Origin of the sequence: Companilactobacillus paralimentarius, from assembly GCF_963227125.1 — a bacterium.
Taxonomy (GTDB): domain Bacteria; phylum Bacillota; class Bacilli; order Lactobacillales; family Lactobacillaceae; genus Companilactobacillus; species Companilactobacillus paralimentarius.
The window spans coordinates 1,700,895-1,726,749 of the sequence record NZ_OY724131.1; the positions used below are offsets into that span (position 1 = coordinate 1,700,895).

A 25,855-nucleotide genomic window follows, 5' to 3' on the forward strand; every position below is an offset into this window, starting at 1 on the left:
TCACCTTACTTAAATTTTACTGCGGTACCATATGCTGCAACTGTTTCCATGTCAGCACTAATTGAATCGGAATCAAAACGCATCATGACTACAGCATCAGCACCCATATCAACTGCATTTTGTCGCAAACGACTAATAGCAATATCACGAGCCTCTGTTAGCAGTTCAGTATAAGCTTTAATTTCGCCACCAACGATGTTTTTGAACCCAGCACCGATATTCTTAACGACGTTTTTTGATTGAGTAGTCAATCCGAAAACTTCGCCAATAATTTCGTATTCATGTCCTGGAATATGCTCAGTTGTAGTTACCAATATCTCGTTCTTATCCATTGATTCACCTCACAAAAATATTTATTTCACTCCATTAAATAATGTAACACATTCAAAAGGAATTATGAGTAGTTATTTAGAAATTTATTATACCTATTTTAAGGAGATTAAAAAAATAAAAGCGCCATCACAACTATTGTGACAGCACTTTTAAAGAATTTCGTTTGATCATTATTTATCAGTTTTCTCATTTACTTTATGAGCAACTTTATCTACTGCTTCATCTACTTTATCCTTGGCTTTACCCATTGCTTCTTGAACTTTACCTTTTAATTCTTGTTTGTCGTTACCAGAAGCTTTGCCAACGGCCTGATTTGTTTTACCTTTAATTGCATCTTTTTTACTATCAACACTCATAATAAAACTCCTCTCATAACTTTATTTATGATTAAAGTTTAGCAAGTTACCGGTTGATCTAGCAAATTAGAAGCTCGCACGTCAAAAAGATCCATCAATTAATGAATTGTTGCAACCACCTGACAAATAAAATAAATCATAGCTATAACAATACACAACCTTACAATGATCAAATTACGATCAATTCGTTCTGATCTTCTTCTTTTACGTAATCTATCAGTTCTTGTCATTTGTTACACCCGCTTTCGTTCTTACAGTTCTATTTTATAATACTTAAATTGTAATGGTCATTTCTTAAAGAATCCTTAAGCAATTATTGTAATATCCATTTAATATTATCGATATAAATTTGATGTATTCAACATCCATGTTAGATTAATTTAATAAGCTCTTAAATAATCGTAACTCGCCAAAATTAGACGGTTATTTTTTTGTAATTATTTTGAGAAATCAAAAAGCCGTTAACCTTCAAGTTAACAGCTTTTTTATAATTTGATTACTATTATTGGGCATATTGGGAACAATATGAACATCCAATAAATACTGTAATATCAACGATTATAGCCTGTTTATTAGTGAAATAACACCCTTTGACTATATTTTGACTATACACCCTCTAAAAATCAACATAATTAGCGTACTTTTGAGCAGTATCTTTACGCTGTTTTTTAGTAACTTCCGTATACACATCAGCAGTAGTTTTATAACTTGAGTGTCCTAATTGCGCTTGTACCTCTTTTAGTGAAGCGCCAGACTCAATAGCAAGGGTAGCAAACGTACGTCTAAATGCATGAACAGTTACATTCTTTAAATCAAAACGGGAAATAACCAGTTGTAACCATATTCTAGGTTTAGTAGGAACAAGCATAGTATTTCTATTATTGGAAAATACAAGTTGATCTTTATTAATTGTATTAAAACCTAACATTAGTAGCTCATTACGTTGCGTTTTACGCCACTCTTTCAGCATTGACATAGTTTTATCATCAACGTTTACTACTCTCACACTTGCATCCGTCTTAGGTGTATTAACTAATAAGCGACCATGAGCGCCTTGCGATTCCGTTTTAGTAATACTTATCTGATTATTATTAAAGTCTATATCAGTCCAAAGCAACGCCAAACTTTCGCCTTTGCGCATCCCTGTAAATGCTAATAGTCTAAAATACATGTATGCCTGCGGATTATCCAAGTCATTGAAACATTCAAAAAAATGTTTCAATTCTTTTAAATCATAATAGTTATCTTTCATAGTTTTAAATTGGCTTGTGTTAACTGGTAAAATAACCCTACTTGCGGGATTATCATTAATAATCTGCATCTTATAAGCCCATATAAGCACTCTATTAATATAATTGTAAAATCTCTTATACCTAGTTAAGCCAGCCTTAAACCACTTATTAACAGCTGTCTGAATATGAATAGTTTTTAGTTTATTCATAGGGATGCTACCTATTTCTGGTAAAATATGAAGTGTAAAGTGTTCATCGGTTTTAGTATAAGTAGATTCTTTGACCGTTGATTTATATTGATCGTACCATTGTTTATAAATAGCCTTAAACGGCTTATTATCCATTTTCTGAAAGCCATGCTTGTCAGTGTCTAATAGTAGTTTAGACATTGCTAGGCGGGCTTCTTTTTGTGTCTGAAAACCTCTACGAGTAGTAGTTTTTACTTTGCCCGTGAGTTCGTCCATTCCTAAATAAACACTAAACATGTAGGCGGTAGTACCGTCTTTTTTTTCGTACATCTTAATTTCTGTCATTGTCCTACTCCTAAACGCTAGCGGGGCGTGTTAGTTTCGTGGGTGGTTAATTAATGTAGATGATACTTTCCTTTTAGATCATCTAATTGCATTCTTGTATTTTGAAGTATTTTAAATATTTCATGATAAACATCAGGGTTCATATCATCATAAAAAGTATCATCAAAATTGGCAAGACTAAGAAGTCCATGTTTATCTGCATATTTTTTCTTTTTTTCATCGTCAATATAAAAGTTGTCAACCATTGATTCCAACTTCAATATTGCATTTTCAATTTGATTAATTGCTCCAGCATCCGTTTGACCGTCGCCCGACAAGTTTGCAACAGCTTGTCCTATAATATTTTGAATGTCATCCTCTTTTTTGACACGTCCAGCCTGATGCATTCTATCATATTCTTGTTTTATTTTTTCTTCAGAAATACCAGTCGCCTTTGACCACAATTCCCAACCGTATTCATCATTCACTAATTCGTCACGAGTCATATTTCCTAACTTTGCTATCGCTATTTGTCTAGCCTTATTAGGTTTATTTCGTCCTCGTTCCCAGTTATTAACAGTTCCTTTTGAAATCGTATCACTACCAGTAAGATTACCCACTTTCTCCGCAAATTGTTCTTGAGATAATCCTAGATTTAATCTTATGGAGCTAATTTTTTGCCCTAAATAATAATTACTTATAGCCATTTAGTTCACTCCCTTATCGTTATTAATATATATGTAAAGTTGTTAAAAGTAAAGAAAAGTTTGCAAATAAAAAGTCTTTCTGCTAGTATTGAAAAGTAAAGAAAGGAGGCTATTTCTATGCACTGGACCCTATTAAAATACAGAAAACAGCTAGGACTCACACAAAGTGAACTTGCCAAAAAAATAGGTATCTCAACTAATAGTTATGGAAAAAAAGAAAACGGCACGGTTCCATTTAAAGAAAACGAAATGGCTATTATTTTGAAACTATTTAAAAACGATAGTATTGTCACTTCTTTAAATGATTTGTTTTTGTGATTTTTAGTAAAGAAAAGTAAAGATACTAATCAGAAAGGACAAATAGAAATGGAAATTACACTATCACACGATCAATATGCATCCCTTGGAGATGATATTTATAAGTTAGTTACTGATTCCATTAGCAAGGCTCGTAAAGATGCCAGTATTGATAGTAAAGACTTTTTTCGTAAGAAAGAGGCTTGTATATATTTAGGTGTATCGAATAATACGCTTGATAAGTTTCTTGCTATGGGGATGCCTTACCACGTTGTTAGAGGTATCACGCTTTACAGTAAAGAAGAAATTAAACAATTTGTATTAGAACAATAATTCAAGTCTAGCGGGGCGTTTAAAACTAATACAATAAGATAATTGGAGAAATAACTATGAAAAAAGCATTATATGAAATGAGTAAAGAAGAAATTAGAAATTATAAAGAAGACCTTGAGGATGATTATGCCGAAAATTTGGAAACAATTAACTTTTACAGTCAGGCGCTAGAAGATCGTTCTAATATCAAAGAAAGCAAAGATGTAGCTATTTTATTAACAAAATTTGTTTTACATGCTCACGATATTTTAGGAACACTTGAAGCAGTTGAAATGTATGAATAATACTCAACCACATTACGAAAAAAGGGTAAAAAAAATAGATTGCTTGCACCGACCAAAGTTAAGCAATCCCGAAAATTTATTAACATTTTACCCTTTAATTATACATTGAGGGAGATTTACAAACAACATGAACGCACAAATACAAGCCATATTAAACGACAACTTAAAGAACAAGCAATTAAATGTTGTTAACGCTGAAATATCCGATCTATTGGAGGCTATTAACAATGACTAAAGTAATTGATCCTTACGACATTGAAGATATTGCCTATCACATGGATAACAATAAAAATTTACTAGAACTATTAGCAGAAAATATAGACAGTCTATCCAATAAAAATATTAGTGGTAAATATACCAATACCGAGATAGTAAACGAATTAGAACGTGTTACACCCCACTTACAGGCGTTGTGTGATGTCTTATTAAGAGGTGCTAATGCCAATCACGATAAATTAATAGAACTAGTTAACGGCGCAATACCTGAGAACAAATAACGAGGAGGTGTTTAATTGCTATATCTTCAAACTGGTACTAATAATAACAATCTAACTAAGGTATCTACCACTAAACCACTTATTAAATATATCTTAGATTACACGCCACAAACATCTAACGGAAAAGATGAGAACGGCAACAAACAATTTAAAGAAACTAAAGCTAAATATATAATATCTGGAACGTTAAAAAATGGCGTTACTACACGGTCTAATGAAAATCTTTTGACACGGGATGCTTTAATTTTAGATATTGACCACTTAACAAGGCATGATGTATCAACAATGTATAATAATCTTTCAAAACATTTTAATAACATTGAATGGCTTGCCTACCCTAGTATTAACTCTAATCTTAATTGGGTAAACCGACAAACTCATATATACGAGAATAAAGGCTATGGTTATAGACTTATTTTTACAGTTGATCGTTCTTTTAAAGAGAATGAACGTAAGTCTTTAATCACTAATGTATGTAAAAAAATTGGCGTAAAGGATGATCCCCGTGCCGAACAATGGTCACAAGTCATGGGTTTACCTGTTAAGAATATTCATACTAAAAATATGGATAATTTTCTAAAATATCACGAGGGACAACCTCTAAAAGTTGATAATTACATCACATCTAGCATCCCTATTAAAACACCTACGACCGTGGCCACAAATGGCAACGACAACATTTATCCTATTGATGATGCTGATGCCATTAGTCTTTTAGAAACTTGGAGTAAACGACATCACGACTATTTAAATGATGAAAGTAATTTCTCAAATATTCTCATTGGTTTAATTGGGTATTACCAACGTGAAGAAATATCTTACAATGTTTTAACACAAGCTATGACTATATTGGCGGTTGGTAATGATGAGTGGGCTAATGACAACATGAGAAAGTTAAAAGCTCATTTTAATTACTCCGCTAACGATCCCGATAAGTCATTTAGTGAGTTCTTTTCATCAAGTACAATAGATAAATTTAAATCTGTCAAAATGACTACTAAATTACTCATTAGCAAAATGAAACATACACATGATGAATGGTTAGAAAAAATTAACGAACAAATAAGGTTAGAGCATCCCAAGGCACAGGCAAAGAGTACACTCTCACAGTCAGCAATAGCCAACCTGATTAGAATGTACGTCCCTATCTTTAAAACAACGAGCAGAAGCGATGCTTTATTATGCGTTTATAATTTTGATAACGGTATATATGATGCTAACGATCAGTATATTGCTAAATTGGTAGACAAATTAGAAGAAAACTATAATGAAAAGCAGACTAAAGAAGTCAGAAGAAAGTTACTCCTAAGAAGTCAAGTGATGACGTTAGAAACTAGACCTACTTTAATATCTGTTAACAATGGAATTTACGACCAAGTTAAGAAAGAACTTCATCCCCACGACCCTAGTTATAGATTTATAACCAAAGATATTACTAATTTCAATAAACACGCTAAAGAACCTAAATATCAATTATCAGACGGTGGTTATTGGACTCCTAGTAATTTTATTAAGGATTTATCTTGTACCGATAGACAAATAGAAACATTACTATATCAGATTATTGCTGATTCAGCTAATGGTAATTTTTCACGGGAACAGGCTGTATTTTTACTTGGCAATCAAACTGGTGAATTGAGTAATAACGGTTCTAACGGTAAAAGTACATTTCAAGATTTAATACAAGGAATTGTAGGAGATGAAAATACCGCTAATCTAAAAGTTGACGAAATGAAGAAACAGTTCAGTATGGAGCTACTAATAGGAACAACTGTAAATATTGGAGATGATTTACAATCTAACGTCTACATAGACAACTCATCCAATTTCAATAGTGCAGTTACTGGAGATATGATTTATACAGATCGTAAATATAAAACCCCTGTTTCATTTAGATATACAGGCACTATTATTCAATCAACCAATGAACTGCCTAAATTTCATAATAAAACTGGTGGCACTTATAGACGTATGATTATTGTCCCATTTAATGCTCATTTTGCACCTAGTAAGGATGGTAAAAATATTAAAGGCTTATTCATTAAGACTAAAGAAACACGTGAATGGTTACTAAAAAAAGCCTTAGAAATGCCATTTTTTACTGAATACACGCAACCCGATGCATCTAAAAACTTAATGGATGAGTTCAAACTTGAAAATGATACCGTAAGACAATTTTTCAATGAAATAATGATGTATCTACCTATTGCGCGCATCGCAAGTAAACCATTGTATAGAGAGTATCGAAATTGGTGTAACGAAAATGGAGATAATAGACCACTTAAAAAGGCTAATTTCATAACTCAAATTAAAGGCATCCTTAACGAACAACAAAATAAAATCACCACTATATCTATGCAAGCTTTTGCTGATATTGCTAAAAGCAAAGATAATCGAAATGATTTAATTGTACAATCTTTACCATTAATGCAATGTCAATATACATACAAAAAAGCTACCTCACTTGCAAGATATTCTACCTATTCTAGTTCCTACAGTGATACCACAATATATTATGCTAATAATGGTCAAGATAGATGTTTTATATTTCCAACTAGAGAGTTATTAATTGATACATTGTCTTTGCACGATAGTTTACCTAATAGAGATAGTCCCGAATACGACAAAATCAATAGAAGAATAAGTGATAACCAAAAAAGACTAATTAAGTAAGTGGATTATTTAAAACCTCGCTATATCAGTCTTTACAATTCCTATTATCCACTGCTACTATCCACTTAAAAAAAGAGTGGATTATAAAAATTCTTATTTACCAAGGGTTACAGCCATAATAATCCACTAGTACACTTGTTTTCTATGAAGTTTAAATAAAAAGAATATATAAAAATATAAAATAATAAAGAACAAAAACTAAACTAAGTTGAAACATAGTGGATAGTGGATTATTGAGGCTGTACTCCATGTACGCCAAGGTATACAGCATTATCCACTATGTGGATTATTTTAAATTATCAGAGGTGTAAAGAATGAATGAACAACATAAAAAGAAGTATCAAGTAAAATATATTACAGCTCGAGACATTGGAGCAGACTACACAGACGATAACTCATCACGAGCAAAGAAGACTGAAAGATATATCAATGATGTGTGCAGTGTATTAATAGATAATGATTGTAACGTATTAGATATAGAGAATGCTCACAGCTTCCTTATCATCATTAAGTACACGCAACCTATTGAATAGAACCACTAAGGGATGTCATTATGAGTGGCATCCTTTTATTGTCCACACAAACATAACAACGAGGTGTATCAATGACACGAGATTACAACGAAATAATAGACTGGATGCAGTTAATTAATAAAGCTAATACACAACTGTTACACTATCGAGATATGACTATCAAAGCTAATGAACTAGCAACAATCCAAGGGATGCACATTGATCTAGGTTATGTATCGAATGGTAATAATGATAATGGAACAGAGAACAAACTAATTAGATACTTAGAAATCAAAGAACAAATACATAAGATTGATAAAGCAGTTAAGCCATTGAATGAACAACAGAAACAAATACTTACATTGACTTACTTTAATAAGTATCGTGCATCTGAATACATTATTATGGATGTCATGAACCTTTCAGATCGTGGCGATTATATTGACCTGTGGGACGATGCTCTTATAGACTTTGCTAATAATTACTATGATAAAGATACTATTGCTAGTTGTTAGCAACAACAAGATGGAAGTGCGCAGGGATAGGTGACAATTTAGGTACTAAACCTGACATGCCACAGGAAGCTGTATAATTGTTTATGAGTGTTGTTAGACTATTTGTAGGGTCCAATAGCCCCTCCCCCTATACGCGCCGATAAGAGCGCACACAATACCATTCGTTTGTGTCAAAAGACAATTTTTAAACTTTTTTTACCTGGGAGGGAGACTTTAGTCAAGAAATAATCGTACAGTGGAAAAAGGCAGGCTGAAGAAGTTAATGACGGGCGTTCAGTATGTAAGGTATTAGCCTATAGCGGACGAAAAATTATTCATCATTATGTTGGAATGCACATAAAATAAGAGCTTCTGACGGATTGGGATGGTCAGGAGCCCTAACGATTAAGATAGAAATCAGTACACTACTCTTTATGATCGAATTTCCAATGGCGAGTTTGATTTATTTCCAATTTTTCATTTACTAAATCATTGGGGTTTTCTCCAAGTTTTTCGCATAGATAGTAAGCATAAGTTAAAACATCGGCTACTTCCATCTTTAAGTTGACAATGTCGGAGGAGTCTAAATCTTCATCATTGCGCTTCCAAAGAAAGACCTTTTCTACTTCAGAAGACTCAATAGATAATGCCCTAGATAGTGATATGAGCGTATGGTATTCCTGCCACTGCTTACGGTCTCTAAATTCAATTAGCTTAGCTAATACAGTCTCATAGTTCATTACTGAATCTCCTTATTAATACCCATAAAGTCATAGAAATATTGTTGCATTTTTTTGTCTTCAAAGTATACACGTACGCCGTCAATACCTCGCGTTAAAAGGACATAGTAAATATTCTTAATGAAGTTTGAAAAACCCTCTTTACTGTAGTCATCGGATTTGTATTGACCATTGCGATCTTTGTAATTCTCCGGGATGCCGATTATTTTACCGGTATTATCAATAGAAATATCTGTTGAAATAATAACACCTGCGTAATTAAGATCAATGCCTTGAACAGCATGAATTGAACCAATTTCAATGCGAGAATTCTTTTTCATCAACCAGTTTTCACTATCAGAATTCCATTTCCAATGGTATTTACCCTCTACCCAGTCATAGACATCGTTTCGATCTCTGTTTTCCTTTTGATGACTAGCCCATTCACGTGTATAACCAGCCATAACACGATTTTGAGTAGCAGGTTCGTAATTTTCACAATCATCTAAATAGTCAAAAAGTTCATGAATTGAGTTCACCACTCCAAAATAGGCATCTGGATTAGTGAGGTATGATTGGAAAATATTATGATCAAATTTTGCATTAGAGGAATCTATTTGTAAGAATTCTTGAATTCCGGTCATAAAATCATCACTGGTATATGTTTTATTTAGCTCGTTGATATTGACTCGATACTCTTTGGTAAGTTTAAGTTCTTTGAATTCATTATCGGTGAGAAATGTATTGTAATCTTTTTTGGGAATGTCAGATGGACGAATAGTTTGAGCAGGATCATAAAATAAAATAAAGCATGGATTTAATTTTCCCAGTAGTTTAAGCTCGTTCTGGTTTTCATCTTTATTAAAAATGTCTTGGGTAACGTGATTACCTTTGGAATAATACCTCCTAAGTCGATGGGCTTCGTCAACCAGAACGTAATCATACTGCTCACCACTTTTAATTAATTTATAAGCTGTAAAGACATCTATATTTTTAACAGAATATGCTTGAAAAATCTTTTGAGCACTTTTAACCCAGTTAGTTTTAACAACCACTGCAATACGTTTGTTAGGGTAGGTTTGACTTAATCTGGCCGCCAAGTTAGTTAAAACGACAGTTTTTCCTGTACCGGCCAATCCAGAGACGATATAGTTTTGGGGTTGTCTAATTATTTCATTAATGATGTTATTTTTTTCTTCAGAAAGTGAAGTGAAGGGAGAATATTTGAATAGGATAGATTCTTTGACGGCCGCTAAATTTTTCTTCAACACGTAACCTTTACTGAATAGTTCTTCCCAAAAAGGATTTATGAAATCAGTTAGGACTTCATCTTGGTTTTGATAAGCTGGGGATTCGTTGCCTGAAGTGCCATTATTAACAGTCATATTTCTATCGTCCTCATAATCCGCCGTGATATAAGTTATGAGTTTTTTTTCGATATCGTCAAGTGATAATTGATTGATTAATATGCCAAAGGCAACTATGACCTTGGTATATTATCCGTTTATGTATCGATGATTACTTTCTTGGACATGCTGCTTGTGTCGACTAAAAAAATGCTTAGTTTGGCCAACGTATACATTTTTTGGCCCTAAATATATATAGATGGCATCATTATTTTCAAGCGCTTTTTTACCACGAGGTCTGAGACGAATTGGTGACAATCTTCCAGTCCCCTTTTCTATGGAAAATTCCTTAGTTATAAATTTATTAGACATGATTATGTAATCCTCCGATTTTGGATTGGAATATGCTATTGCAAGAGTTGCAATCAATTATTTATTATAGACGATGAGACAGTAGAATTGAAAATGTGATCAAATTATATTGTATTTTTTGTAGAAAGTGGGGAGTGAGCAGTTGTGGAGACATTTTATAGGACTGTTGAGGAGTTAAAGAAGTTAAGCGATGATAATAAGCTGGCTGATTTATTGTGGCATCATGAACATGGAATGGTCAAAATTGATCATTCAGACTCAGAGTATATGTCGTGGAAAAATTCATTGCCAGTATTGCTTAACGTATTGTGTAATTCCGGATTAAGTAATCTGGTTATGGTTTTAGAGTATGAAACGCCATTAGGTGCCAGAATTGATGCAGTTCTGTTGGGGTATAACCATAAGCATGGTGATCAAATAATGTTATTTGAGCTGAAACAATGGTCGAGGATAAAGTCAACCAATAATTTATCTGTTGTCCAAGTTTCAGTGGGGATTAATGCTCAGGGGAAACGTATTTGGGATCCACGTTTGCATCCATTACAACAGCTACTTACATACGAGAAGCATTTGAAACAAGTAGTAATTGATCTACCGGCCTTAAAATGACCTAATTTTTTCAAAATTATTGGTCTAGTTTTAAAATGCCTTTAAATCAATAGTTTAGTCATTTGATAGACCATTAAATTACTAAAAGCATTCGCTATACCAAAAAATAATTTTATCGTTCAAGAGAAAATATTATTATATATGTTGTAAAGCTAACAATTAAGAAAAGAGAAGAAAAGTGTTATTTAAAGATTACCTTTTAATGGTATTAACAAATTACCAAACAGAGAAAGAAACCCAATATAGCAAAAACAAATTGGCAGATTCTATTCGTAATGAACCCCTATCAATTGATATCATTTCTAATTTAGATTCTACCAAGTATAAAATAAGTGCCTCTGCAGGCAATGGACAATGGGCTGTTATACCTTGGTTAAGCATTTATGATAGAAAAATTACTGAAAGTGCCCAAAAAGGGTATTACATAGTCTATCTTTTTACTGCTAACCTCTCCGGAGTTTATCTGTCTTTAAATCAAGGCTATACTTTTTATCAAAAAAATTACGCCCGAGAAGATCCTAAAAAAAAGATAGAGCTTGTATCAAAATATTGGCAAGCCAATCTTCCCTTCTTAAAAGATATCAACGGATTTAATTCAAATAAGATTAATTTAAATTATAAGGGTACTGGAACAGTACTTCCTAAGGGTTACGAATTAGGTAATATATTCAGCAAATTTTACTCTACTAATGATCTACAAAAAATGTCAACAGATAAAGCTCTATCTCAAGACCTTAATTATATGATTACTGTTTATCAAGAACTAAAAGAATCGTTATACACTATCTTTGATAAAGTCAATGCCCATATTGTTAAAGGCCAATCGTTATACAAACTAACAGAAAAAATCGAAAATAAAAAATCTAAATCCGTTAATAAAGATATGATTTTAATAGAAAATCCAACACAGATACCAACAAATCTTGAAATAACTAAACCTAAAAACCTGGGTAACACAAAAAGAAAACCGGATTACATCAATAATTTAGAGCGTAATACTAAGCAAGGCTTAGAAGGCGAAGAATTAGTGATAAAAAATCAAATTGATATCCTTTCCAAAGATTCCAAATTAAAAGAATATGTAGATCAGATCAAACACCTATCCGTAGATGAAGGAGACGGAGCAGGATATGATATCCTATCCTTTAAAAAAGACACAAAGAACGAAATACTAGAACACTATATAGAAGTTAAATCAACAAAATCAGGAATAGAAACGCCCTTTTTCATGTCATCTAATGAGTTAGAAGTCGCTAGAACTAAAGGAAAACAATACTCTATTTATAGATTATATAAAAAACATAAGAACGACACAGAATTTAACTATTACATTATTAATGATCCATACAACAATATACAAAAAGAACCAAGTAAATATAAAGTACTACCGTCTAAAAAGCAAAAGGATTGAGCCGTTCCGGCTCTCTCGAGACACTTTCCCTATCAACGAGAAAATGTCGTTGATTTCGCTTCTTTTGACACCTGCTTTATGCTAATTCAGCCTGATAAGGTTGACATCGAGATAATTCATAAGAAATTGTTGACGGTGATTGGTTCAGCCGAACGCCCATTTGGATATTGGACAGCCCTAGTTCACAAAAGGTTTCGATTTTAATTCGTTCGGAATAGGTTATACTAGACAAAAGATCAGCTCCTAAAAGATGGGTTTGTGGTAAACACCATTTTAAAGGAAGCTGATCTTTTTTGTCCGAACAGCGTTCGGATTAATTTTACAATCTACCAAATGCATAAAAGATTTATGAATTGTATAGAAATAGGGAATGCCTTCCCTTATGATATTTAGTAACCACAGAAAACATCACAGGAGGCATTCCCCATGAATGAACTTACCACAGAAATTATCGCTGCACTAGCCCAAAAGCAAGATTTGGACGAAGTTTTTCGTCACCACCTCTAAATTGCGATTAACCAGCTGCTTCAAACCCAATTGGCAGAGTTTTTGGGTTACGAACGTGCTAAGTTTGAATTACATACAGAATCATATGAAGAATTCATGAAACGATTAAAGGAAAAAAATTAACAGTTATCATATACAAATTTATTAACATCAAAATAGAATAGATACGATCTAATAGAGTGTGTGCTTAATTGTATGCTCTCTATTTCTTTATAGCCCCCCGCCTAGTGTCTGCTGGGCGACAGCTCGCATAGTGGGCATGAGCTTTAAAAAAATTCCGTAAATTAAATATTTAGCGTCTTTTAACGTATAGGTAACATTACATAGACATCATTAGTATGTATTAATCATTGATAATAAGGCAACTAAGAGTTGTATTCATTAATCGATAAGAACTATAAAACCTTATTAAGTTGCTCTAAATTAGTCTATTTTTGCATGATTTAAAGTAAGTTTTGTTAGTTTTATATAATTAATTGAATTAGTAATTTTAATTATATTTAGGACGTTGACACACGCCGTGTATGACTTAGTTCACTTATCATACCAACGATTACACACTATACCCCTTGTATATTAACGGGGCTTAGATTATAAATAATCACTTGAACGTACAACCTATTTTTTATACGCTAAATTCTATTAATTAAAATTCTAAATATAATTTTATGAAGTTTAACCACCGCCTTATTTAATAATTTAAGATACCATTTCTATAGATTTATTTATAAAATGTTTCATTAACAGCTTGTGTAATCGCAATTTGAACATGCGCATATGACAAACCACCTTGAATATATAGTGAATATGGCGGTCTAATAGGACCATCTGATGACAGTTCAATCGTTGAACCCTCGACGAAACTACCTGATGCCATAACGACATCATCTTCATAGCCATCTTGATGACTAGGAATTGGATCAACGAATGAATTCATTGGTGAATAATGTTGAATAGCAGCACAGAATTTAACCATAGGTTCAGGATCACCAAAGGAAACTGTTTGAACAATATCGGTTCTTGGTGCGTCCCATTTTGGTGAAACATTCATTCCCATTTCTTCACAAAGAGCTGAGGTAAAGACCATACCCTTTAGAGCCTCACCTGTCGTGTGTGCTGCCATGAAAAATCCTTGATAAAAGTCACGCAAGTAACCCCAAGTAGCTCCTTCACCTTTACCAGCACCAGGAACTGTCAAACGTGAGCCAGCACCATCAACTAGATCTTCTCGTCCAACAATATAGGCACCACTCTTAACAATTCCAGCACCAGCGTTCTTATACAAAGATCCTGCCATAATATCAGCACCATAGAAAGTAGGCTCTTCTTTTTCAGAAAATTCACCATAACAATTATCAATAAAAACATTAACGTCAGGGCGAATTGATTTAACGAATTTGATCATTTTGGCAATCTTATCAACTGTAAAACTGTCACGAACTGCGTAACCTCTTGAACGTTGGATAGCAACTACTTTGATGTTATCGTCAGCTTTCAATGCTTTTTCCGCGTTCTCATAATCAACTGAACCATCATCTAATAATTCCGTTGTAGAAAAGCTAATGCCATACTCCTTCATATTGCCACGCTTATTACCAGCTAAACCAATAACTTCTTGAATTGTATCGTATGGTGTTCCAGTTAAATAATAAAGTGTATTTCCAGGACGCAGCATACTGAATAGAGCTGTCGAAATTGCATGTGTACCTGAAGCAAATTGAGGACGAACTAAAGCATCATCTACCTTAAAGTAGTCGGCGTAAATGGCTTCGATCTTATCACGACCAATATCATCATAACCATAGCCGGTTGATGGTACTAAGTCTTCCTCACCTACTCGATGTTTTCTAAACAAGTTCAAGACACGTTGTTGGTTATAAAGAACTTGTTGATCAATTTCTTCTAAACGTGGTTGAATTAGTTTTTCTACTTCAGCAACTTTTGTTTTTAAATCTTCTGGTAAATCATCTGTCCATGATAATGACATAAATAAACTCCTTTTTTGCCTTTAGGCTGCCGTCCTCCACAACAAAGAAAATTGGGCTGGAACGCAGTGGGCACGAATTTGAACCAATTGAAGTTCACAATTGTTTCAAATCTCGGCCTTCTACTACTGAGCCCATTTTCTTTGTTTTTCCGGACTAGTGTATTCGTAATATTTTATTTTACTTTTAATTTGAATTATTAAATTTGTTTCTATTTAAATTAACTCATTAAATCCGATAACAATCTAGGTTTAAAAAATTATTTCTTTAACACCTCTGCTTGAACGGAGATAGTGCCGTCTGCATTCTTATTCCAATAAACACCTTGAATTTCTGGTACAAATCCTGGAAACCTCTCGATTGCGCCAACTAGAACTTCAAAATACTTCTGGTCAATATCGCCCCACTTTTCTCCAGGAGCAACGATGAATACTCCGGGTGGATATGGCAATGCACCTTCTACCGCTATACGCCCCTTAATGTCCTTTAAATCAACTAGTTCACTTTGATTTTTCATAAACAATTGATCTGCATTTTCTGGCGTCATTGTATAACTTTGCATATCTGGTTTAGCAAATAATTCTTTTTGTAAGGTAAAGGTCTTATTCTGGCGATAATACTCGTGCATTTCTTGGCATAATTGTTTCAATGTATAACCTTGATAACGTTCTGGATAAAATTGAGCTAGCTTGGGCAAAACTTTAGTTAATGGTGCATCTTCAAAATAGAATTGTTCAAATTCTAAGAAAGCATTTAACAAAGTATCTAATTCTTCCTTAGTATCGCCTGGTGTTAATAGGAACAAAAGTGAATTCAAATCATCTTTTGCTCGAATAATTCTTTTTTCCATTAAAAATTTCGCCACGACTGGCCCGGGGATTCCATTTGCTTGATATTTAGCATTTCTTACATCAATTCCAGGCGTTATAACGGTTATTTTTAGTGGATCAATCATTGCTTGTCCTTGAGCTATTTCATTAAATCCATGCCAATTATCTTGCGAATTCAACTCCCAATACTTACTATTGGTAGCTAATTCATCCGTACTGATTTCGGCATAATTATCGGGAACTAATGGTCTAAACAATTTTAACTTCTTTAATAACTGTTTACGCCATTCAATTCCCATTCTCAAAGTATCATCCCACCAATTCTTGTTACCTTGACCGGCAGTCAGATAAGCATTAACTGTTAATGAGGCATAGATAGGATAAGAATAACTTGAGGTAACGAATTTCAAATACGCATTATTAAAATGCTTATGATCAACGTAACGGGCTTGTCCTTTTATATGAGCATCTTTTTTTAGAATCTGTGAAGTTTGAGCTAGTCCAGCTTGTTGTTTATGTAACGATTGTGTCACTAAAATACCAGGATCTTCTGGTCCATACTCTAATGACAATGGCGATAAATGTTTCATGATTGGTACGAATTGCTCAAATCCACCCCAAGCACAATCGAATAATATATAATCACAAAGTTTACCAATCTTATTAATGATCCATTGAGCGTCATAAAAGACCCCATCATACGTTTCTAATTGTAGGATAGCTAATCTAAATGGACGCTTAGCTTTCGCCTTCTCAGGGTCAATTTTGGCTATTTCAGCTCGAATATTAGTTTCATCTAGTGCTTCGGGATTCATTTCGCCAATTAATCCTAAAGGATTTCTGTCAGTCGGAATGTAAACTGGTTTCGCTCCACTCATTACTAAAGCACTATTATAAAGTGACTTATGATTATTACGGTCAAAGAGAACTAAGTCATCTTTTGATAACAAAGCACTGGCACAGATTGAATTGGAACTAGTAGTTCCGTTTGTACAGAAGTAAACTTTATCAGCATTGTATGTTTCAGCAGCCTTTTGCTCAGCGGTCAAAGGTGTACCACCATGGGTCATGGTATCGCCTAATTCATCAACTGTATCGCTAGTATCCGCAAACATCAGATTCTTTCCAAAGAAACGGTTAAAGACTACTCCTGCTGGATGTTTTTCGTAGTACTGACCGTTGTGGTGCCCTGGAGTAGTAAAACTAATTGGTCGATCTTCTGCAAAATTAACCAAATCAGTCAAAAAACCTGGAACCATTTTTTCTTGATATTTATTGGCAGAATCAATTGCTTCAGAAGTCACATCGGCAGTAGAATTTGTTTTGATAATAGGGATGCCAAGACCTGATGTTTCTTGTAGATTTTCAGCTATTTTGATGGCTGTTGCATCATGTTCGTTTAAGACGATGGCTGCTAATTCGGCAAGATCACTCTTAGCTGTAAATGGAACTGTTTCCCAGTTAGATGATCCACTCATTTTCACATCATCGCCAATGGCAATTTTCAGAAAATTCATATTTTCCCCCTATTTTTTAACTTTTTTCATAAAAACTATTGCAAATGATATATAAATCCCTAAAATTGTTTGAGGATATCTTTTATATTTTCGCAATATTAATTATGAAAAAATATTACAGCATTGATTATATATACGTATCGAGGGTATAAACAAGTGAAAATGAATAGTTCTCTGCTTACACTGAAGCCGCCTAAGTTCTAAAGCCTTCTATAACAAGACTTTTAGACAATTCGGGGGAAAATAAAATTGGAAACATTAGAACCAAATAAAAATCATTATCTAAGTTGGCCGGTCATTGCCTTGATCGACTTCGTTACTATCATTAGTTTTGAAAATATCTTCTATCCTTTTCAAAACCAAGGATTATCCGTGGTTATCTCATGGATCTTCTTACTTTTTGCCTACGTCATTCCTTATGCTTTAATTTCTAGTCAAATGAGTTTAACTTTTGACAATCAAGCCGGAGGGCTTGCTTCTTGGGTTCGTCACAGTAGTAACGACACCCTGGGTTATTGGACTTCATGGATGTATTGGGTTCAAAGTGTCCCTTACATCGTGGACGTTTCTAACTCAGTTATCGTTTCATTCAGTTGGATGTTTTTAGGTAACAATACTTTGGACAAAAGAATGTCGACTTTCTGGTTCGGTATTTTAACTTTTATCATCATTTTACTTTTCATCTTATTAGAAAATGTTATCAAGAATTCATTAGAAATCCTTTCACTTATCGGTGGAGGTGCCATGTTCATCATGTCGTTCCTCTTTGTTCTTCTAGCAGGTTACGCCGTCCTACATGGTCATCATATTGCTACACAACCATTTAACTGGGGAGCTTTCAAACCATCATTTAGCTTGAAGTACTTCTCAACTACCGGACTATTGATTTTCGCTATGTCAGGTGCTGAACTAGCTGCACCTTACGTCGTTCAAATGCGTGATCCTAAGCATGAATTTCCTAAAGCTATGTGGCTTCTTGCTATCATGACTGGTTTCTTAACTATCTTTGGTACATTGGCCTTGGCAATGTTCTTCAATGCCAACCATATTCCACATGACTTCAAGATGAACGGACCTTACTACGCTTTCCAACTATTAGGTACTAGTTTAGGTGTAGGTAAATTATTGATGTATATCTTCGCTGTCGTTCAAGCAATCTTTATGATGGCTCAATTGGCTGTCTTACTTGATGCTTCAAGTCGTGTCTTTGCCGGTGATGTCGCCGACAAGTTCATGCCTAAGTGGTTAACTAAGAAAAACAAGAATGGTCGCCCTATCCACAGTTACACAATGACAACTGGTTTGAGTTTATTCTTACTTCTTTTGACAGGTACTTTGCCAAATATCAATACAATTTATAATTGGTTACTAAACATTAACGGAATTATTTCACCATATAAGACTTGTTGGGTCTTCTTCGCCTTCGTGGCAATGAGAATGCACCAAGACAAGTTCCACTCTGATTACACTTTTATCAAAAATAAAGCTGGTGCTCTAATCGTCGGTGGTTGGTGTCTAGCCTTTACCTTTATCTGTGCTACTTTAGGATTCATTCCTCAAGAAGCTAAGTTCGGTACCGGTGCTTTCAACCATCAATTACTACTAAACTTCATTACTGTTATCGTATTATTTGGACTAGGCTTCGTTATGCCATGGTTACGAAAACGCGAGCAACGTCGTGAAGGTATGGAATTAGATTAAAAATTTCACTTTTAAATAAAGGGCAGTATCATTAACATATGTTAGTGATACTGCCCTTTTTATTTATCTATGGAACAGATTCAAAAGTGTATAAGCTAAAGAATTATCAGATGGTCCCTTTTTCATATTAACAATTGCAGACCAGACTTTTCTCGTTTCTGCATTGAAAGAAACATCCCCATTAGCAATCTTTAAACTAATCCGTTGGACTAAATCATGAACCAAGTTATCAAACGCTAAGCCCTGACATTTTTCTTTCGATAATTTGAATATTCCATCATTCAATGCTTCCACTATTTGTTGATTCGTTTCGTTGTGGTTGTTCATTAAATTGAGTTCACGTCGAAAATCAATTAATAAACTTAGAGCTTTTCGTTGTTCCTTGTAGTTCATTTTCCATCTCCATTTTTTCTAATTCAACGGACCAAATGTAAAGTGAGTTGCTCCAAGTCCATATCCTAAATTCACATCTCGCATCGTCTTTTGATCCAGATTATTTAACTTATCTTTTACAAACTGATATAACACTCGATTCTTTTTGGGCAACGTCATTGGAACGATGAAGTTATCGTGATAAAGTTGATAAATTTTTAAACAAACATCTAACCCACTTGTACCACTTTTTAATTCTTGAGCACTCTCTAATAATCCTTTTTTGTACTCTTTAGGCTGATTGGACAAGTCCTCTTGATATGCCTCATCAATCAATTCAAATAAACTTTTATTCGTCAAAATAACATCCTCTTTCAAGTATATTCTAGTGGGAAGGTAACTTTAATTTGTAAAAATATCCCCAATGGTGGGATTTATGATCATTTACCCCGCCCTATTACACTTTATTCAGATGCTTTAGAAAGTAAATTAGCTAAGTTACCCTATAATTTAAATTATCCTACTTTTTTGCTACAAATAAAAGCTACCTTATACATTTCAGTCGATACAAGCAATTGTTTCACGTCCTAGATACTCATTTTAACGTTTTGACTATATTTTTTTATTTTCATAATATCCCTAAGTACAAAAAAAGACCGCTAGTCCAATGACTAACGATCTACACGCCCCGATAGTATATTTGTTTTTTGACTATATTTTGACTATATAGTTATGAAATTGATTGATAATTTTTAAAACTGTAATTCGTAAAACGTTTATTTATCAAGGCTTATAGCACCTTATACACTTTGTGAAACTCTCAATATTGGGCATATTGGGTTCGAACCAATAAATTGCGGATTCAGAGTCCGCTGCCTTACCATTTGGCGAATGCCCATTAATGATTAAAAGTATTAAACAACAATAAAATGTTATAAAAAAAACGCTGCAATGTCAATAGTAATCGGCTATTCATTATAAATATAACCATATTTTACCCGAAAAAAAGAACATCCCCACTGAAACGACAGCCAAGATGTACTTTTTTGGTTAAGTTCATCTTTATTTACTTTATTCTTTAACGTTTGATTCCAAAATATCAATAGATTTATCGATTGATTCAAAGATTTCAGTATTCAAGAGTTCAATAATCGGACTCAGTCGTTGATATTCATGTGACACCATATTTTTGTTAACTTGGTCGTCATTAATGCGCTTAATTTTCAAACTGTAATCCATCAAAGCATTAATTCCGATCTTTGAATCATCCAGCTCACACAATAAATCGTCGATATCGTCCATATCATACGTTCTCGTTAAATTTTTCTCCTTACATTCGTCCATAATAAATACTCCCTTCAAATTTCAAGTGAATTGACATAGTTTCTATTTCCTACATGTAATTCACTTCTTTGACACTCATTCTAATAGCTTAAAAATTTAAAACTAGTCAATTATCCAGAATGTAAAGTTTTATTTTGGTAAAGTCGTTCTCTTTCAATATTCCAAAATTATATATATTCTATTTTAAATAATTATAATTGTATGTTAAACTAGTTTCGTTTTGCTGAAAGAATATCAGCTGTTTACATTATGGAGGGATAAGACAAACATGCATTTAAGTACTATTGAAAAGAGAAATTACTTAATTGGATTTTCATTCATTATCATCATGGTAGCTAGTGCTACTTTACTGAACGATATGGAAATCATTCTACCCGAGATTGGAGCATTAACGGCTGGAACATGGATTTATCAAAACGATGGCTGGATCAATCAACCATTGAAAATCTTCCTAGCTCCATCAGGAACAGCCATCATTGGTTTTCTAATCAATCAGTTAACTATCGGTTATGCACAAAAAGTCATCTTGGGTCTTCTCTTGATGCTAGTTCTGTTACGAGTTCTTCACTCAAACTTGGCTCCATCATTTGCGACTGGCCTATTGCCGATTATCATTAACGCTACCCATTGGTCATTCATCGTTGCTATCCTACTATTCACACTAGCCTTGACGGTCGGTGTTTTCATTCAAGGCAGTTACAAGGAAACAACTTCTAGTTCTATCATTAAAAAGCACCACATGTTGATCTTCGCTATTATGGCGCTCATCTGGGTTGGTGCTGTCTGGTTCTTTGGTTTTTCACAAATGGCTGCTATTCCACCAGTTATGGTTGTTTTCTTCGAGGTTCTACAGAAGCCTCAATACAGTTGTAAAATGGCCGTTAAGCACTTCATTGCTTTGGTCGGTGCTGCTAGTATCGGTGTTTTAGTTCACACTTTTATCAGTTCCTGGTTAATCTCTGCCGTTATCGCCTTACCATTAGTTTTCGTATTACTACAACTTTTAAAAATCAAATTGCCAGCTGCCTTTGCTTTTCCACTGTTAGCCTTAGTTTTACCTACTAGTATGTTCCACATGTTGCCACTAACAGCCGTTCTAGCAACTACTTTTTTCTTAGGTTCAATCGTTATCCTTAAAAAATATATCTCTTCTCTAAAAGTCGAAAATGACTCTCAAATTTAATTGAGAGCCATTTTTTTTATCTGACGATTCCAAGATCAATCATAGATTGTGCTGTCGCAATGATAGCTGTTTTAGCAGAACGAGGATTCCACCCCAACAACTCCTTAGCCTTCTTATTGCTAGTACCAGCGTACTTACCAACAATCGAAGCAATCATTTTAAGTTGGGGATTAGTTAAAGCAGCGGCTTTTACAACTGCATTCGGTATAGTTCTAGTTGGAATGTTACTTGCATAATCAGGAAAAGCTTCACGTAAAATGTCGGCTACATCCATCATTGATAAAGTTTCACCAGTTGTTGCCAAGAATCTTTCACCATTGGCTTTAGGTGAAGTCATTGCCAAAATATGTAAGCTAGCGACATCACGAACGTCAATATAACCTGAATCAACCTTAGGTAAAGCTTTGATTTTTCCTTCTAACATTTCTTGAATCTGAACATTAGAGTGGGAATACTTGGCAGACAAGACCGGTCCCATAACACCAACTGGATTAACCGTAGCTAGTTGCAAGCCATCACCTTCCTTTTTGATAAAATCCCAAGCGGCCATTTCTGACATCGTTTTTGACTTTTGATATGGATGTATATTTTTAGCAGAAAGATCTGACCAATCTTTTTCAGTATACGGAGTTGTGCGATTCTTGTGACCTGCAAAAATGGCACCATAGGCTGATGTCAAAACCACTCGTTTAACCTCAGCATCTTTAGACGCTTTAAGAACACGTAAGACTCCATCCACGGCTGGACGAATCATCTCGTCCTCATTTTTAAAGTTTAATTTAGGAGTTGGTGAAGCCACATGAATAACATATGTTGCTCCTTGCATCGTTTCTTCCCAATTCGTATCAGAAGTTAAATCAGCTTGTGAGAATGAGAGATCAGAAAAATCTCTTATTCCACCGTTATATAACATTTCTTTAATAACATCTTCTTTTTTGGCCGAACGAATTGTTGTTCTAACCGCATATCCTTGTTGCAACAATTCCAAAATAATGTGTACTGCAATAAAACCACTACCACCTGTAACGACTACTAATTGTTTTCTCATGTTTAATATCTCCATTTCATTTTAACTGACGTTTCACTTGTAACGTTCATGAATGTATCCTACTATGTAAGAAACAGCTTCTCAAGTAAATCAGAAGCATCTGTGACAGAATGGAGAAAATGTAATGGCAGCGACCGAACATTCACAAAAAATCAAACAAGATTCCCAAGAATTTCTCATTACCGCATTATTACAATTATTAAAAACAAAAGATTTCAACGATATCACTATTACTCAAGTTGTAAAACGAGCTGGTGTAAGTCGAATGGCTTTTTATCGGAACTTTGAAACTCTAGACGATATTTTAATAGCTTACATCGAACCCAAAATAAATATTGGCTTTGAAAACATCATTAATAGAGTTCCTCAGAACCAGAAATTAACCGCCTTAGGAAATCTCTTTGAAGAGATATCTGACATCTTAAAAATGGCTGTCAATAAACATTATGAAGCAATTATTCAAAATATTTTTGATAAGAACATGACCGAATTCTACGATCAAACAATGGACTGGAGCCAATTCACAGCCATTCAACGTAAGTACTGGGTCAAATTTATGAGTGCCGGTGTTTATGCAATTTGGCGTGAATGGCTGATTAGTGGTCAAACAGAAAACATCAATGACATTCATGTTCTTTTAGCTGATTTTCAAATTTCTACTTTAACTGCCTTACGAAACGAGACTACAAATTAAAAGAGACGTTATCAATTAATCAGAAAATTGATAATGTCTCTTCTATTTATTCATGCAATTTTGCTTGAATTTTATCGCCGGCTTTATCGATGCCCTTTGCAGTTAAAATAGTTCCACCTACAAGAACACCTCCGACTATTAAGGTACTAACAGCCATGAATTTAAAAATTGATTTAACAGTATCCATAATTATTTACCTCACGACATTTTTTTAACAACGAATGATACCACTAAGACTAAAATGATAGCTCCAATTAATGAAGGAATAATAGCCATTCCTGCAAGTTGTGGACCCCAAGCACCTAAGATTCCCTCACCTAAAGCCGAGCCAACGATACCAGCAAGAATATTACTGATCCATCCCATTGATTTTCCATTGTTAGTAATTGCACCCGCAAGTGCTCCAATAATAGCTCCGACAATAATTACCCATAACCAATGCATAATGTTAATCCTCCTTAATAATATTTATATTCTAATATTATTAAATTCCAGTAAATTACGCACGAAATATGCTGTTAAAACGGATTACCATATTTTTTACAGTATTCATAGAAACCATTGTCATACAATTCAATCAAAGGTTTCAATTGTTTATCAGGTAGAAATTGAATCAGTTTCAAAACAGCTTCAGTGAAGTCTAAAGCAGCTGTACCATTAGCGGTTACTAAATTCCTATCACTAACCACTTGTTGAGGTAGGAACTGATCAGGATTATTATATTCCGAATAATTTTTCCAAATTGCCTGAGAGTTACCAGTATGTTGATAGCCACTCAATAACCCATTTTTGGCTAAATAGTCGACTGCACCACAGATAGCACCAACTGGTTGATCATTTTTTAATCTATCGGAAATTAATTTTCTCAAGGTTTCATTTTTAACATCCCAAGAATTACCACCAATCAAAATTAACAAATCGATTTTTTCAGGCAATTCATCAATTTGATAATCAATTATAGTTTTAAACCCACCGATAGAAGTAACCTCATCAGAAAATGAAGCCGTCTTAACCGTCCATTCAGAATTTTGATTCAATTGACTAGACAAATAAGGACCTTCCCAATCCGCGTATTCGTTTAATATAAAAAAGATTGCTGTTTTCATTAATAACTCCTCTGATAATTAAATTTTCATATAGCAGTTATTTAACTGTAATATAATCTCTTGGCCTTAAGCAAGGATTTACAAAAGATTTTAATGTGATACTTTTTGCTTAATAACAAAGCACATACTTGATTAACTATAATGTAATATCGGCAATTAATTCACTATTTTCAAATGGAAACCGTGATTCGGACAATTCAAACGGCTGACCATCGTCTAAATAACTTAATTGAATAATAACTAACACAGGATCCACTTTGTCTTTAGCTATGCCAGTTTCAAGATCAGTTTTATCAGCTCTATCAGCCTTTACTATTCGATGAGAGCCTTCAATATTCAATCCTAAATTCTTCAAGTGGTCATAAATAGAATGTTCTAGTACATCCTCATTTATTGGTGCTATCGTAGTTGGCATAATTGTATGTTCGTAAGCAAAAATTTTTCCATCCATATATCGAATTCTTTGAATATCATATACAGGCGCATCAGATTCAATTATTAATTTTTCCATTTCTTCTTCTGTTGGAAGTCTAGCCGAATAGCTTAAAATCTTGCTGGTTACTTTATTGGCTTGGTGAGTATAAGTGGCGCCTAATGGTTTTTCTAAAGCTGAAACACTTTTATATTTTGTATCTAGATTAAAATCTTTTCTGACAAAAGTTCCAGCACCCCGTTTAGAGTAAATCATTCCTTCAATGACTAATAGATTCAAAGCCTTATGCACCGTACTTCTCGTAGTATTGAAATCTTTAGCAATTTGAGATTGATCAGGTAAGATATCCCCCGCCTTATATTGTCCATTTTTTATTTTTGATTTAATATTTTCAGCAATCTTTTTATATTTATACTCCATAATTTTTCTCCTATATCTTATAAAATAT

29 protein-coding genes, 1 tRNA gene and 2 pseudogenes are annotated in these 25,855 nt (G+C 33.9%); 13 read left to right on the forward strand and 19 right to left on the reverse strand.

Annotated elements, in window-relative coordinates:
- Positions 1-5: 5 nt before the first annotated feature.
- The 4 genes from ACI6PB_RS08235 to ACI6PB_RS08250 all read right to left on the reverse strand — a co-directional run bounded on the left by ACI6PB_RS08235 (position 6) and on the right by ACI6PB_RS08250 (position 3,140).
- Positions 6-332, reverse strand: a complete 327-nt coding sequence (locus ACI6PB_RS08235; RefSeq protein ID WP_025084966.1) for a heavy metal-binding domain-containing protein — start codon at positions 330-332, stop codon at positions 6-8.
- A gap of 171 nt (positions 333-503) precedes the next feature.
- Positions 504-689, reverse strand: a complete 186-nt coding sequence (locus ACI6PB_RS08240) for a CsbD family protein (RefSeq protein WP_025084965.1) — start codon at positions 687-689, stop codon at positions 504-506.
- A gap of 616 nt (positions 690-1,305) precedes the next feature.
- The gene (locus ACI6PB_RS08245; protein WP_404327274.1) at positions 1,306-2,454 is read right to left on the reverse strand and encodes a tyrosine-type recombinase/integrase; all 1,149 of its coding nucleotides are present in this window, start codon (positions 2,452-2,454) and stop codon (positions 1,306-1,308) included.
- A 50-nt stretch (positions 2,455-2,504) separates the two neighbouring features.
- Positions 2,505-3,140: a helix-turn-helix domain-containing protein gene (locus ACI6PB_RS08250; protein WP_404327275.1), complete on the reverse strand. Its 636-nt coding sequence runs from the start codon at positions 3,138-3,140 to the stop codon at positions 2,505-2,507.
- A 117-nt stretch (positions 3,141-3,257) separates the two neighbouring features.
- Between ACI6PB_RS08250 and ACI6PB_RS08255 the strand changes: the two genes are divergently transcribed.
- From ACI6PB_RS08255 to ACI6PB_RS08285, 7 genes are all read left to right on the forward strand, one after another.
- Positions 3,258-3,458 carry a helix-turn-helix transcriptional regulator gene (locus tag ACI6PB_RS08255; protein ID WP_404327276.1) on the forward strand — a complete coding sequence of 67 codons (201 nt, stop codon included), beginning with the start codon at positions 3,258-3,260 and terminating at the stop codon, positions 3,456-3,458.
- A gap of 48 nt (positions 3,459-3,506) precedes the next feature.
- On the forward strand, positions 3,507-3,770 hold the full coding sequence (locus ACI6PB_RS08260) for a hypothetical protein (RefSeq protein WP_404327277.1): 264 nt from the start codon (positions 3,507-3,509) through the stop codon (positions 3,768-3,770).
- 56 nt (positions 3,771-3,826) lie between these two features.
- Positions 3,827-4,054, forward strand: coding sequence for a hypothetical protein (locus ACI6PB_RS08265; RefSeq protein ID WP_404327278.1), 228 nt, complete (start codon positions 3,827-3,829; stop codon positions 4,052-4,054).
- A 227-nt stretch (positions 4,055-4,281) separates the two neighbouring features.
- On the forward strand, positions 4,282-4,551 hold the full coding sequence (locus ACI6PB_RS08270) for a hypothetical protein (protein WP_404327279.1): 270 nt from the start codon (positions 4,282-4,284) through the stop codon (positions 4,549-4,551).
- Between the two features lie 15 nt (positions 4,552-4,566).
- Entirely contained in the window at positions 4,567-7,224 is a 2,658-nt protein-coding gene (locus ACI6PB_RS08275) for a phage/plasmid primase, P4 family (protein WP_404327280.1), read from the forward strand.
- Positions 7,225-7,538: 314 nt separating this feature from the next.
- A complete protein-coding gene (locus ACI6PB_RS08280) occupies positions 7,539-7,757 on the forward strand; it encodes a hypothetical protein (protein WP_404327281.1) in 219 nt (72 codons plus the stop codon).
- Positions 7,758-7,828: 71 nt separating this feature from the next.
- Entirely contained in the window at positions 7,829-8,251 is a 423-nt protein-coding gene (locus tag ACI6PB_RS08285) for a hypothetical protein (RefSeq protein WP_404327282.1), read from the forward strand.
- Here ACI6PB_RS08285 and ACI6PB_RS08290 read toward each other — a convergent pair.
- The 3 genes from ACI6PB_RS08290 to ACI6PB_RS08300 all read right to left on the reverse strand — a co-directional run bounded on the left by ACI6PB_RS08290 (position 8,241) and on the right by ACI6PB_RS08300 (position 10,334).
- Positions 8,241-8,366 carry a hypothetical protein gene (locus ACI6PB_RS08290; protein WP_264372382.1) on the reverse strand — a complete coding sequence of 42 codons (126 nt, stop codon included), beginning with the start codon at positions 8,364-8,366 and terminating at the stop codon, positions 8,241-8,243. The genes ACI6PB_RS08285 and ACI6PB_RS08290 overlap by 11 nt on opposite strands.
- 289 nt (positions 8,367-8,655) lie before the next feature.
- Entirely contained in the window at positions 8,656-8,970 is a 315-nt protein-coding gene (locus tag ACI6PB_RS08295; RefSeq protein ID WP_404327283.1) for a MazG-like family protein, read from the reverse strand.
- Complete coding sequence (locus ACI6PB_RS08300; RefSeq protein ID WP_404327284.1) at positions 8,970-10,334, reverse strand: DNA/RNA helicase domain-containing protein; 1,365 nt, start codon at positions 10,332-10,334, stop codon at positions 8,970-8,972. The genes ACI6PB_RS08295 and ACI6PB_RS08300 overlap by 1 nt, the downstream gene beginning before the upstream one ends.
- 477 nt (positions 10,335-10,811) lie before the next feature.
- Here ACI6PB_RS08300 and ACI6PB_RS08305 point away from each other — a divergent pair, with 477 nt between their 5' ends.
- The gene (locus ACI6PB_RS08305) at positions 10,812-11,276 is read left to right on the forward strand and encodes a hypothetical protein (RefSeq protein WP_404327285.1); all 465 of its coding nucleotides are present in this window, start codon (positions 10,812-10,814) and stop codon (positions 11,274-11,276) included.
- A 178-nt stretch (positions 11,277-11,454) separates the two neighbouring features.
- Positions 11,455-12,687, forward strand: a complete 1,233-nt coding sequence (locus tag ACI6PB_RS08310; RefSeq protein WP_404351047.1) for an MrcB family domain-containing protein — start codon at positions 11,455-11,457, stop codon at positions 12,685-12,687.
- Between the two features lie 79 nt (positions 12,688-12,766).
- On the opposite strand, the pseudogene ACI6PB_RS08315 reads toward ACI6PB_RS08310, so the two are convergent.
- Positions 12,767-12,919, reverse strand: a pseudogene (locus tag ACI6PB_RS08315) (helix-turn-helix domain-containing protein); the annotation flags it as partial.
- Positions 12,920-13,113: 194 nt separating this feature from the next.
- Here ACI6PB_RS08315 and ACI6PB_RS08320 point away from each other — a divergent pair.
- A pseudogene (locus ACI6PB_RS08320) lies at positions 13,114-13,260 on the forward strand (IS256 family transposase); the annotation flags it as partial.
- Positions 13,261-13,915: 655 nt separating this feature from the next.
- Here ACI6PB_RS08320 and ACI6PB_RS08325 read toward each other — a convergent pair.
- The gene (locus tag ACI6PB_RS08325) at positions 13,916-15,181 is read right to left on the reverse strand and encodes an aminotransferase class I/II-fold pyridoxal phosphate-dependent enzyme (RefSeq protein WP_404327287.1); all 1,266 of its coding nucleotides are present in this window, start codon (positions 15,179-15,181) and stop codon (positions 13,916-13,918) included.
- 257 nt (positions 15,182-15,438) lie between these two features.
- Complete coding sequence (locus ACI6PB_RS08330) at positions 15,439-17,487, reverse strand: putative ornithine decarboxylase (protein ID WP_404327970.1); 2,049 nt, start codon at positions 17,485-17,487, stop codon at positions 15,439-15,441.
- A gap of 288 nt (positions 17,488-17,775) precedes the next feature.
- Between ACI6PB_RS08330 and ACI6PB_RS08335 the strand changes: the two genes are divergently transcribed.
- Positions 17,776-19,227 (forward strand): APC family permease, encoded by a 1,452-nt coding sequence (locus ACI6PB_RS08335; RefSeq protein ID WP_025084947.1) that lies wholly within the window; start codon positions 17,776-17,778, stop codon positions 19,225-19,227.
- Between the two features lie 63 nt (positions 19,228-19,290).
- On the opposite strand, the gene ACI6PB_RS08340 is transcribed toward ACI6PB_RS08335, so the two are convergent.
- The 4 genes from ACI6PB_RS08340 to ACI6PB_RS08355 all read right to left on the reverse strand — a co-directional run bounded on the left by ACI6PB_RS08340 (position 19,291) and on the right by ACI6PB_RS08355 (position 20,943).
- The gene (locus ACI6PB_RS08340; RefSeq protein WP_404327288.1) at positions 19,291-19,620 is read right to left on the reverse strand and encodes a hypothetical protein; all 330 of its coding nucleotides are present in this window, start codon (positions 19,618-19,620) and stop codon (positions 19,291-19,293) included.
- A gap of 18 nt (positions 19,621-19,638) precedes the next feature.
- Positions 19,639-19,959, reverse strand: coding sequence for a bacteriocin immunity protein (locus ACI6PB_RS08345; RefSeq protein ID WP_025084945.1), 321 nt, complete (start codon positions 19,957-19,959; stop codon positions 19,639-19,641).
- Between the two features lie 466 nt (positions 19,960-20,425).
- Positions 20,426-20,497 (reverse strand) — tRNA-Gln (locus ACI6PB_RS08350).
- A 173-nt stretch (positions 20,498-20,670) separates the two neighbouring features.
- Positions 20,671-20,943 (reverse strand): hypothetical protein, encoded by a 273-nt coding sequence (locus ACI6PB_RS08355; protein WP_025084944.1) that lies wholly within the window; start codon positions 20,941-20,943, stop codon positions 20,671-20,673.
- Positions 20,944-21,211: 268 nt separating this feature from the next.
- Between ACI6PB_RS08355 and ACI6PB_RS08360 the strand changes: the two genes are divergently transcribed.
- The gene (locus tag ACI6PB_RS08360) at positions 21,212-22,126 is read left to right on the forward strand and encodes a hypothetical protein (protein ID WP_404327289.1); all 915 of its coding nucleotides are present in this window, start codon (positions 21,212-21,214) and stop codon (positions 22,124-22,126) included.
- A gap of 16 nt (positions 22,127-22,142) precedes the next feature.
- Here ACI6PB_RS08360 and ACI6PB_RS08365 read toward each other — a convergent pair whose 3' ends face one another.
- The gene (locus ACI6PB_RS08365; RefSeq protein ID WP_025084943.1) at positions 22,143-23,174 is read right to left on the reverse strand and encodes an aldehyde reductase; all 1,032 of its coding nucleotides are present in this window, start codon (positions 23,172-23,174) and stop codon (positions 22,143-22,145) included.
- A gap of 124 nt (positions 23,175-23,298) precedes the next feature.
- On the opposite strand from ACI6PB_RS08365, the gene ACI6PB_RS08370 reads away from it, so the two are divergent.
- Complete coding sequence (locus ACI6PB_RS08370) at positions 23,299-23,868, forward strand: TetR/AcrR family transcriptional regulator (RefSeq protein WP_025084942.1); 570 nt, start codon at positions 23,299-23,301, stop codon at positions 23,866-23,868.
- A 46-nt stretch (positions 23,869-23,914) separates the two neighbouring features.
- Here the strand turns inward: ACI6PB_RS08370 and ACI6PB_RS08375 are convergent, their stop codons facing one another.
- From ACI6PB_RS08375 to ACI6PB_RS08390, 4 genes are all read right to left on the reverse strand, one after another.
- Positions 23,915-24,055, reverse strand: a complete 141-nt coding sequence (locus ACI6PB_RS08375; RefSeq protein ID WP_404277825.1) for a hypothetical protein — start codon at positions 24,053-24,055, stop codon at positions 23,915-23,917.
- Between the two features lie 11 nt (positions 24,056-24,066).
- Complete coding sequence (locus ACI6PB_RS08380; RefSeq protein WP_025084941.1) at positions 24,067-24,312, reverse strand: GlsB/YeaQ/YmgE family stress response membrane protein; 246 nt, start codon at positions 24,310-24,312, stop codon at positions 24,067-24,069.
- Between the two features lie 74 nt (positions 24,313-24,386).
- Positions 24,387-24,974: a type 1 glutamine amidotransferase family protein gene (locus ACI6PB_RS08385; RefSeq protein ID WP_404277827.1), complete on the reverse strand. Its 588-nt coding sequence runs from the start codon at positions 24,972-24,974 to the stop codon at positions 24,387-24,389.
- A 136-nt stretch (positions 24,975-25,110) separates the two neighbouring features.
- Entirely contained in the window at positions 25,111-25,827 is a 717-nt protein-coding gene (locus ACI6PB_RS08390) for a GntR family transcriptional regulator (RefSeq protein ID WP_404327290.1), read from the reverse strand.
- Positions 25,828-25,855 lie beyond the last annotated feature (28 nt).

Bases quoted from the DNA above. Each gene is read 5' to 3' on its own strand.
- ACI6PB_RS08240 (WP_025084965.1), bottom strand. From the start codon at position 689: ATGAGTGTTGATAGTAAAAAAGATGCAATTAAAGGTAAAACAAATCAG.
- ACI6PB_RS08260 (WP_404327277.1), top strand. From the start codon at position 3,507: ATGGAAATTACACTATCACACGATCAATATGCATCCCTTGGAGATGAT.
- ACI6PB_RS08385 (WP_404277827.1), bottom strand. From the start codon at position 24,974: ATGAAAACAGCAATCTTTTTTATATTAAACGAATACGCGGATTGGGAA.
- ACI6PB_RS08340 (WP_404327288.1), bottom strand. From the start codon at position 19,620: ATGAACTACAAGGAACAACGAAAAGCTCTAAGTTTATTAATTGATTTT.
- ACI6PB_RS08390 (WP_404327290.1), bottom strand. From the start codon at position 25,827: ATGGAGTATAAATATAAAAAGATTGCTGAAAATATTAAATCAAAAATA.
- ACI6PB_RS08365 (WP_025084943.1), bottom strand. From the start codon at position 23,174: ATGAGAAAACAATTAGTAGTCGTTACAGGTGGTAGTGGTTTTATTGCA.
- ACI6PB_RS08360 (WP_404327289.1), top strand. From the start codon at position 21,212: ATGCATTTAAGTACTATTGAAAAGAGAAATTACTTAATTGGATTTTCA.
- ACI6PB_RS08245 (WP_404327274.1), bottom strand. From the start codon at position 2,454: ATGACAGAAATTAAGATGTACGAAAAAAAAGACGGTACTACCGCCTAC.
- ACI6PB_RS08285 (WP_404327282.1), top strand. From the start codon at position 7,829: ATGACACGAGATTACAACGAAATAATAGACTGGATGCAGTTAATTAAT.
- ACI6PB_RS08370 (WP_025084942.1), top strand. From the start codon at position 23,299: ATGGCAGCGACCGAACATTCACAAAAAATCAAACAAGATTCCCAAGAA.
- ACI6PB_RS08265 (WP_404327278.1), top strand. From the start codon at position 3,827: ATGAAAAAAGCATTATATGAAATGAGTAAAGAAGAAATTAGAAATTAT.
- ACI6PB_RS08300 (WP_404327284.1), bottom strand. From the start codon at position 10,334: ATGACTGTTAATAATGGCACTTCAGGCAACGAATCCCCAGCTTATCAA.
- ACI6PB_RS08325 (WP_404327287.1), bottom strand. From the start codon at position 15,181: ATGTCATTATCATGGACAGATGATTTACCAGAAGATTTAAAAACAAAA.
- ACI6PB_RS08355 (WP_025084944.1), bottom strand. From the start codon at position 20,943: ATGGACGAATGTAAGGAGAAAAATTTAACGAGAACGTATGATATGGAC.
- ACI6PB_RS08375 (WP_404277825.1), bottom strand. From the start codon at position 24,055: ATGGATACTGTTAAATCAATTTTTAAATTCATGGCTGTTAGTACCTTA.
- ACI6PB_RS08280 (WP_404327281.1), top strand. From the start codon at position 7,539: ATGAATGAACAACATAAAAAGAAGTATCAAGTAAAATATATTACAGCT.
- ACI6PB_RS08255 (WP_404327276.1), top strand. From the start codon at position 3,258: ATGCACTGGACCCTATTAAAATACAGAAAACAGCTAGGACTCACACAA.
- ACI6PB_RS08270 (WP_404327279.1), top strand. From the start codon at position 4,282: ATGACTAAAGTAATTGATCCTTACGACATTGAAGATATTGCCTATCAC.
- ACI6PB_RS08330 (WP_404327970.1), bottom strand. From the start codon at position 17,487: ATGAGTGGATCATCTAACTGGGAAACAGTTCCATTTACAGCTAAGAGT.
- ACI6PB_RS08380 (WP_025084941.1), bottom strand. From the start codon at position 24,312: ATGCATTGGTTATGGGTAATTATTGTCGGAGCTATTATTGGAGCACTT.
- ACI6PB_RS08295 (WP_404327283.1), bottom strand. From the start codon at position 8,970: ATGAACTATGAGACTGTATTAGCTAAGCTAATTGAATTTAGAGACCGT.
- ACI6PB_RS08235 (WP_025084966.1), bottom strand. From the start codon at position 332: ATGGATAAGAACGAGATATTGGTAACTACAACTGAGCATATTCCAGGA.
- ACI6PB_RS08250 (WP_404327275.1), bottom strand. From the start codon at position 3,140: ATGGCTATAAGTAATTATTATTTAGGGCAAAAAATTAGCTCCATAAGA.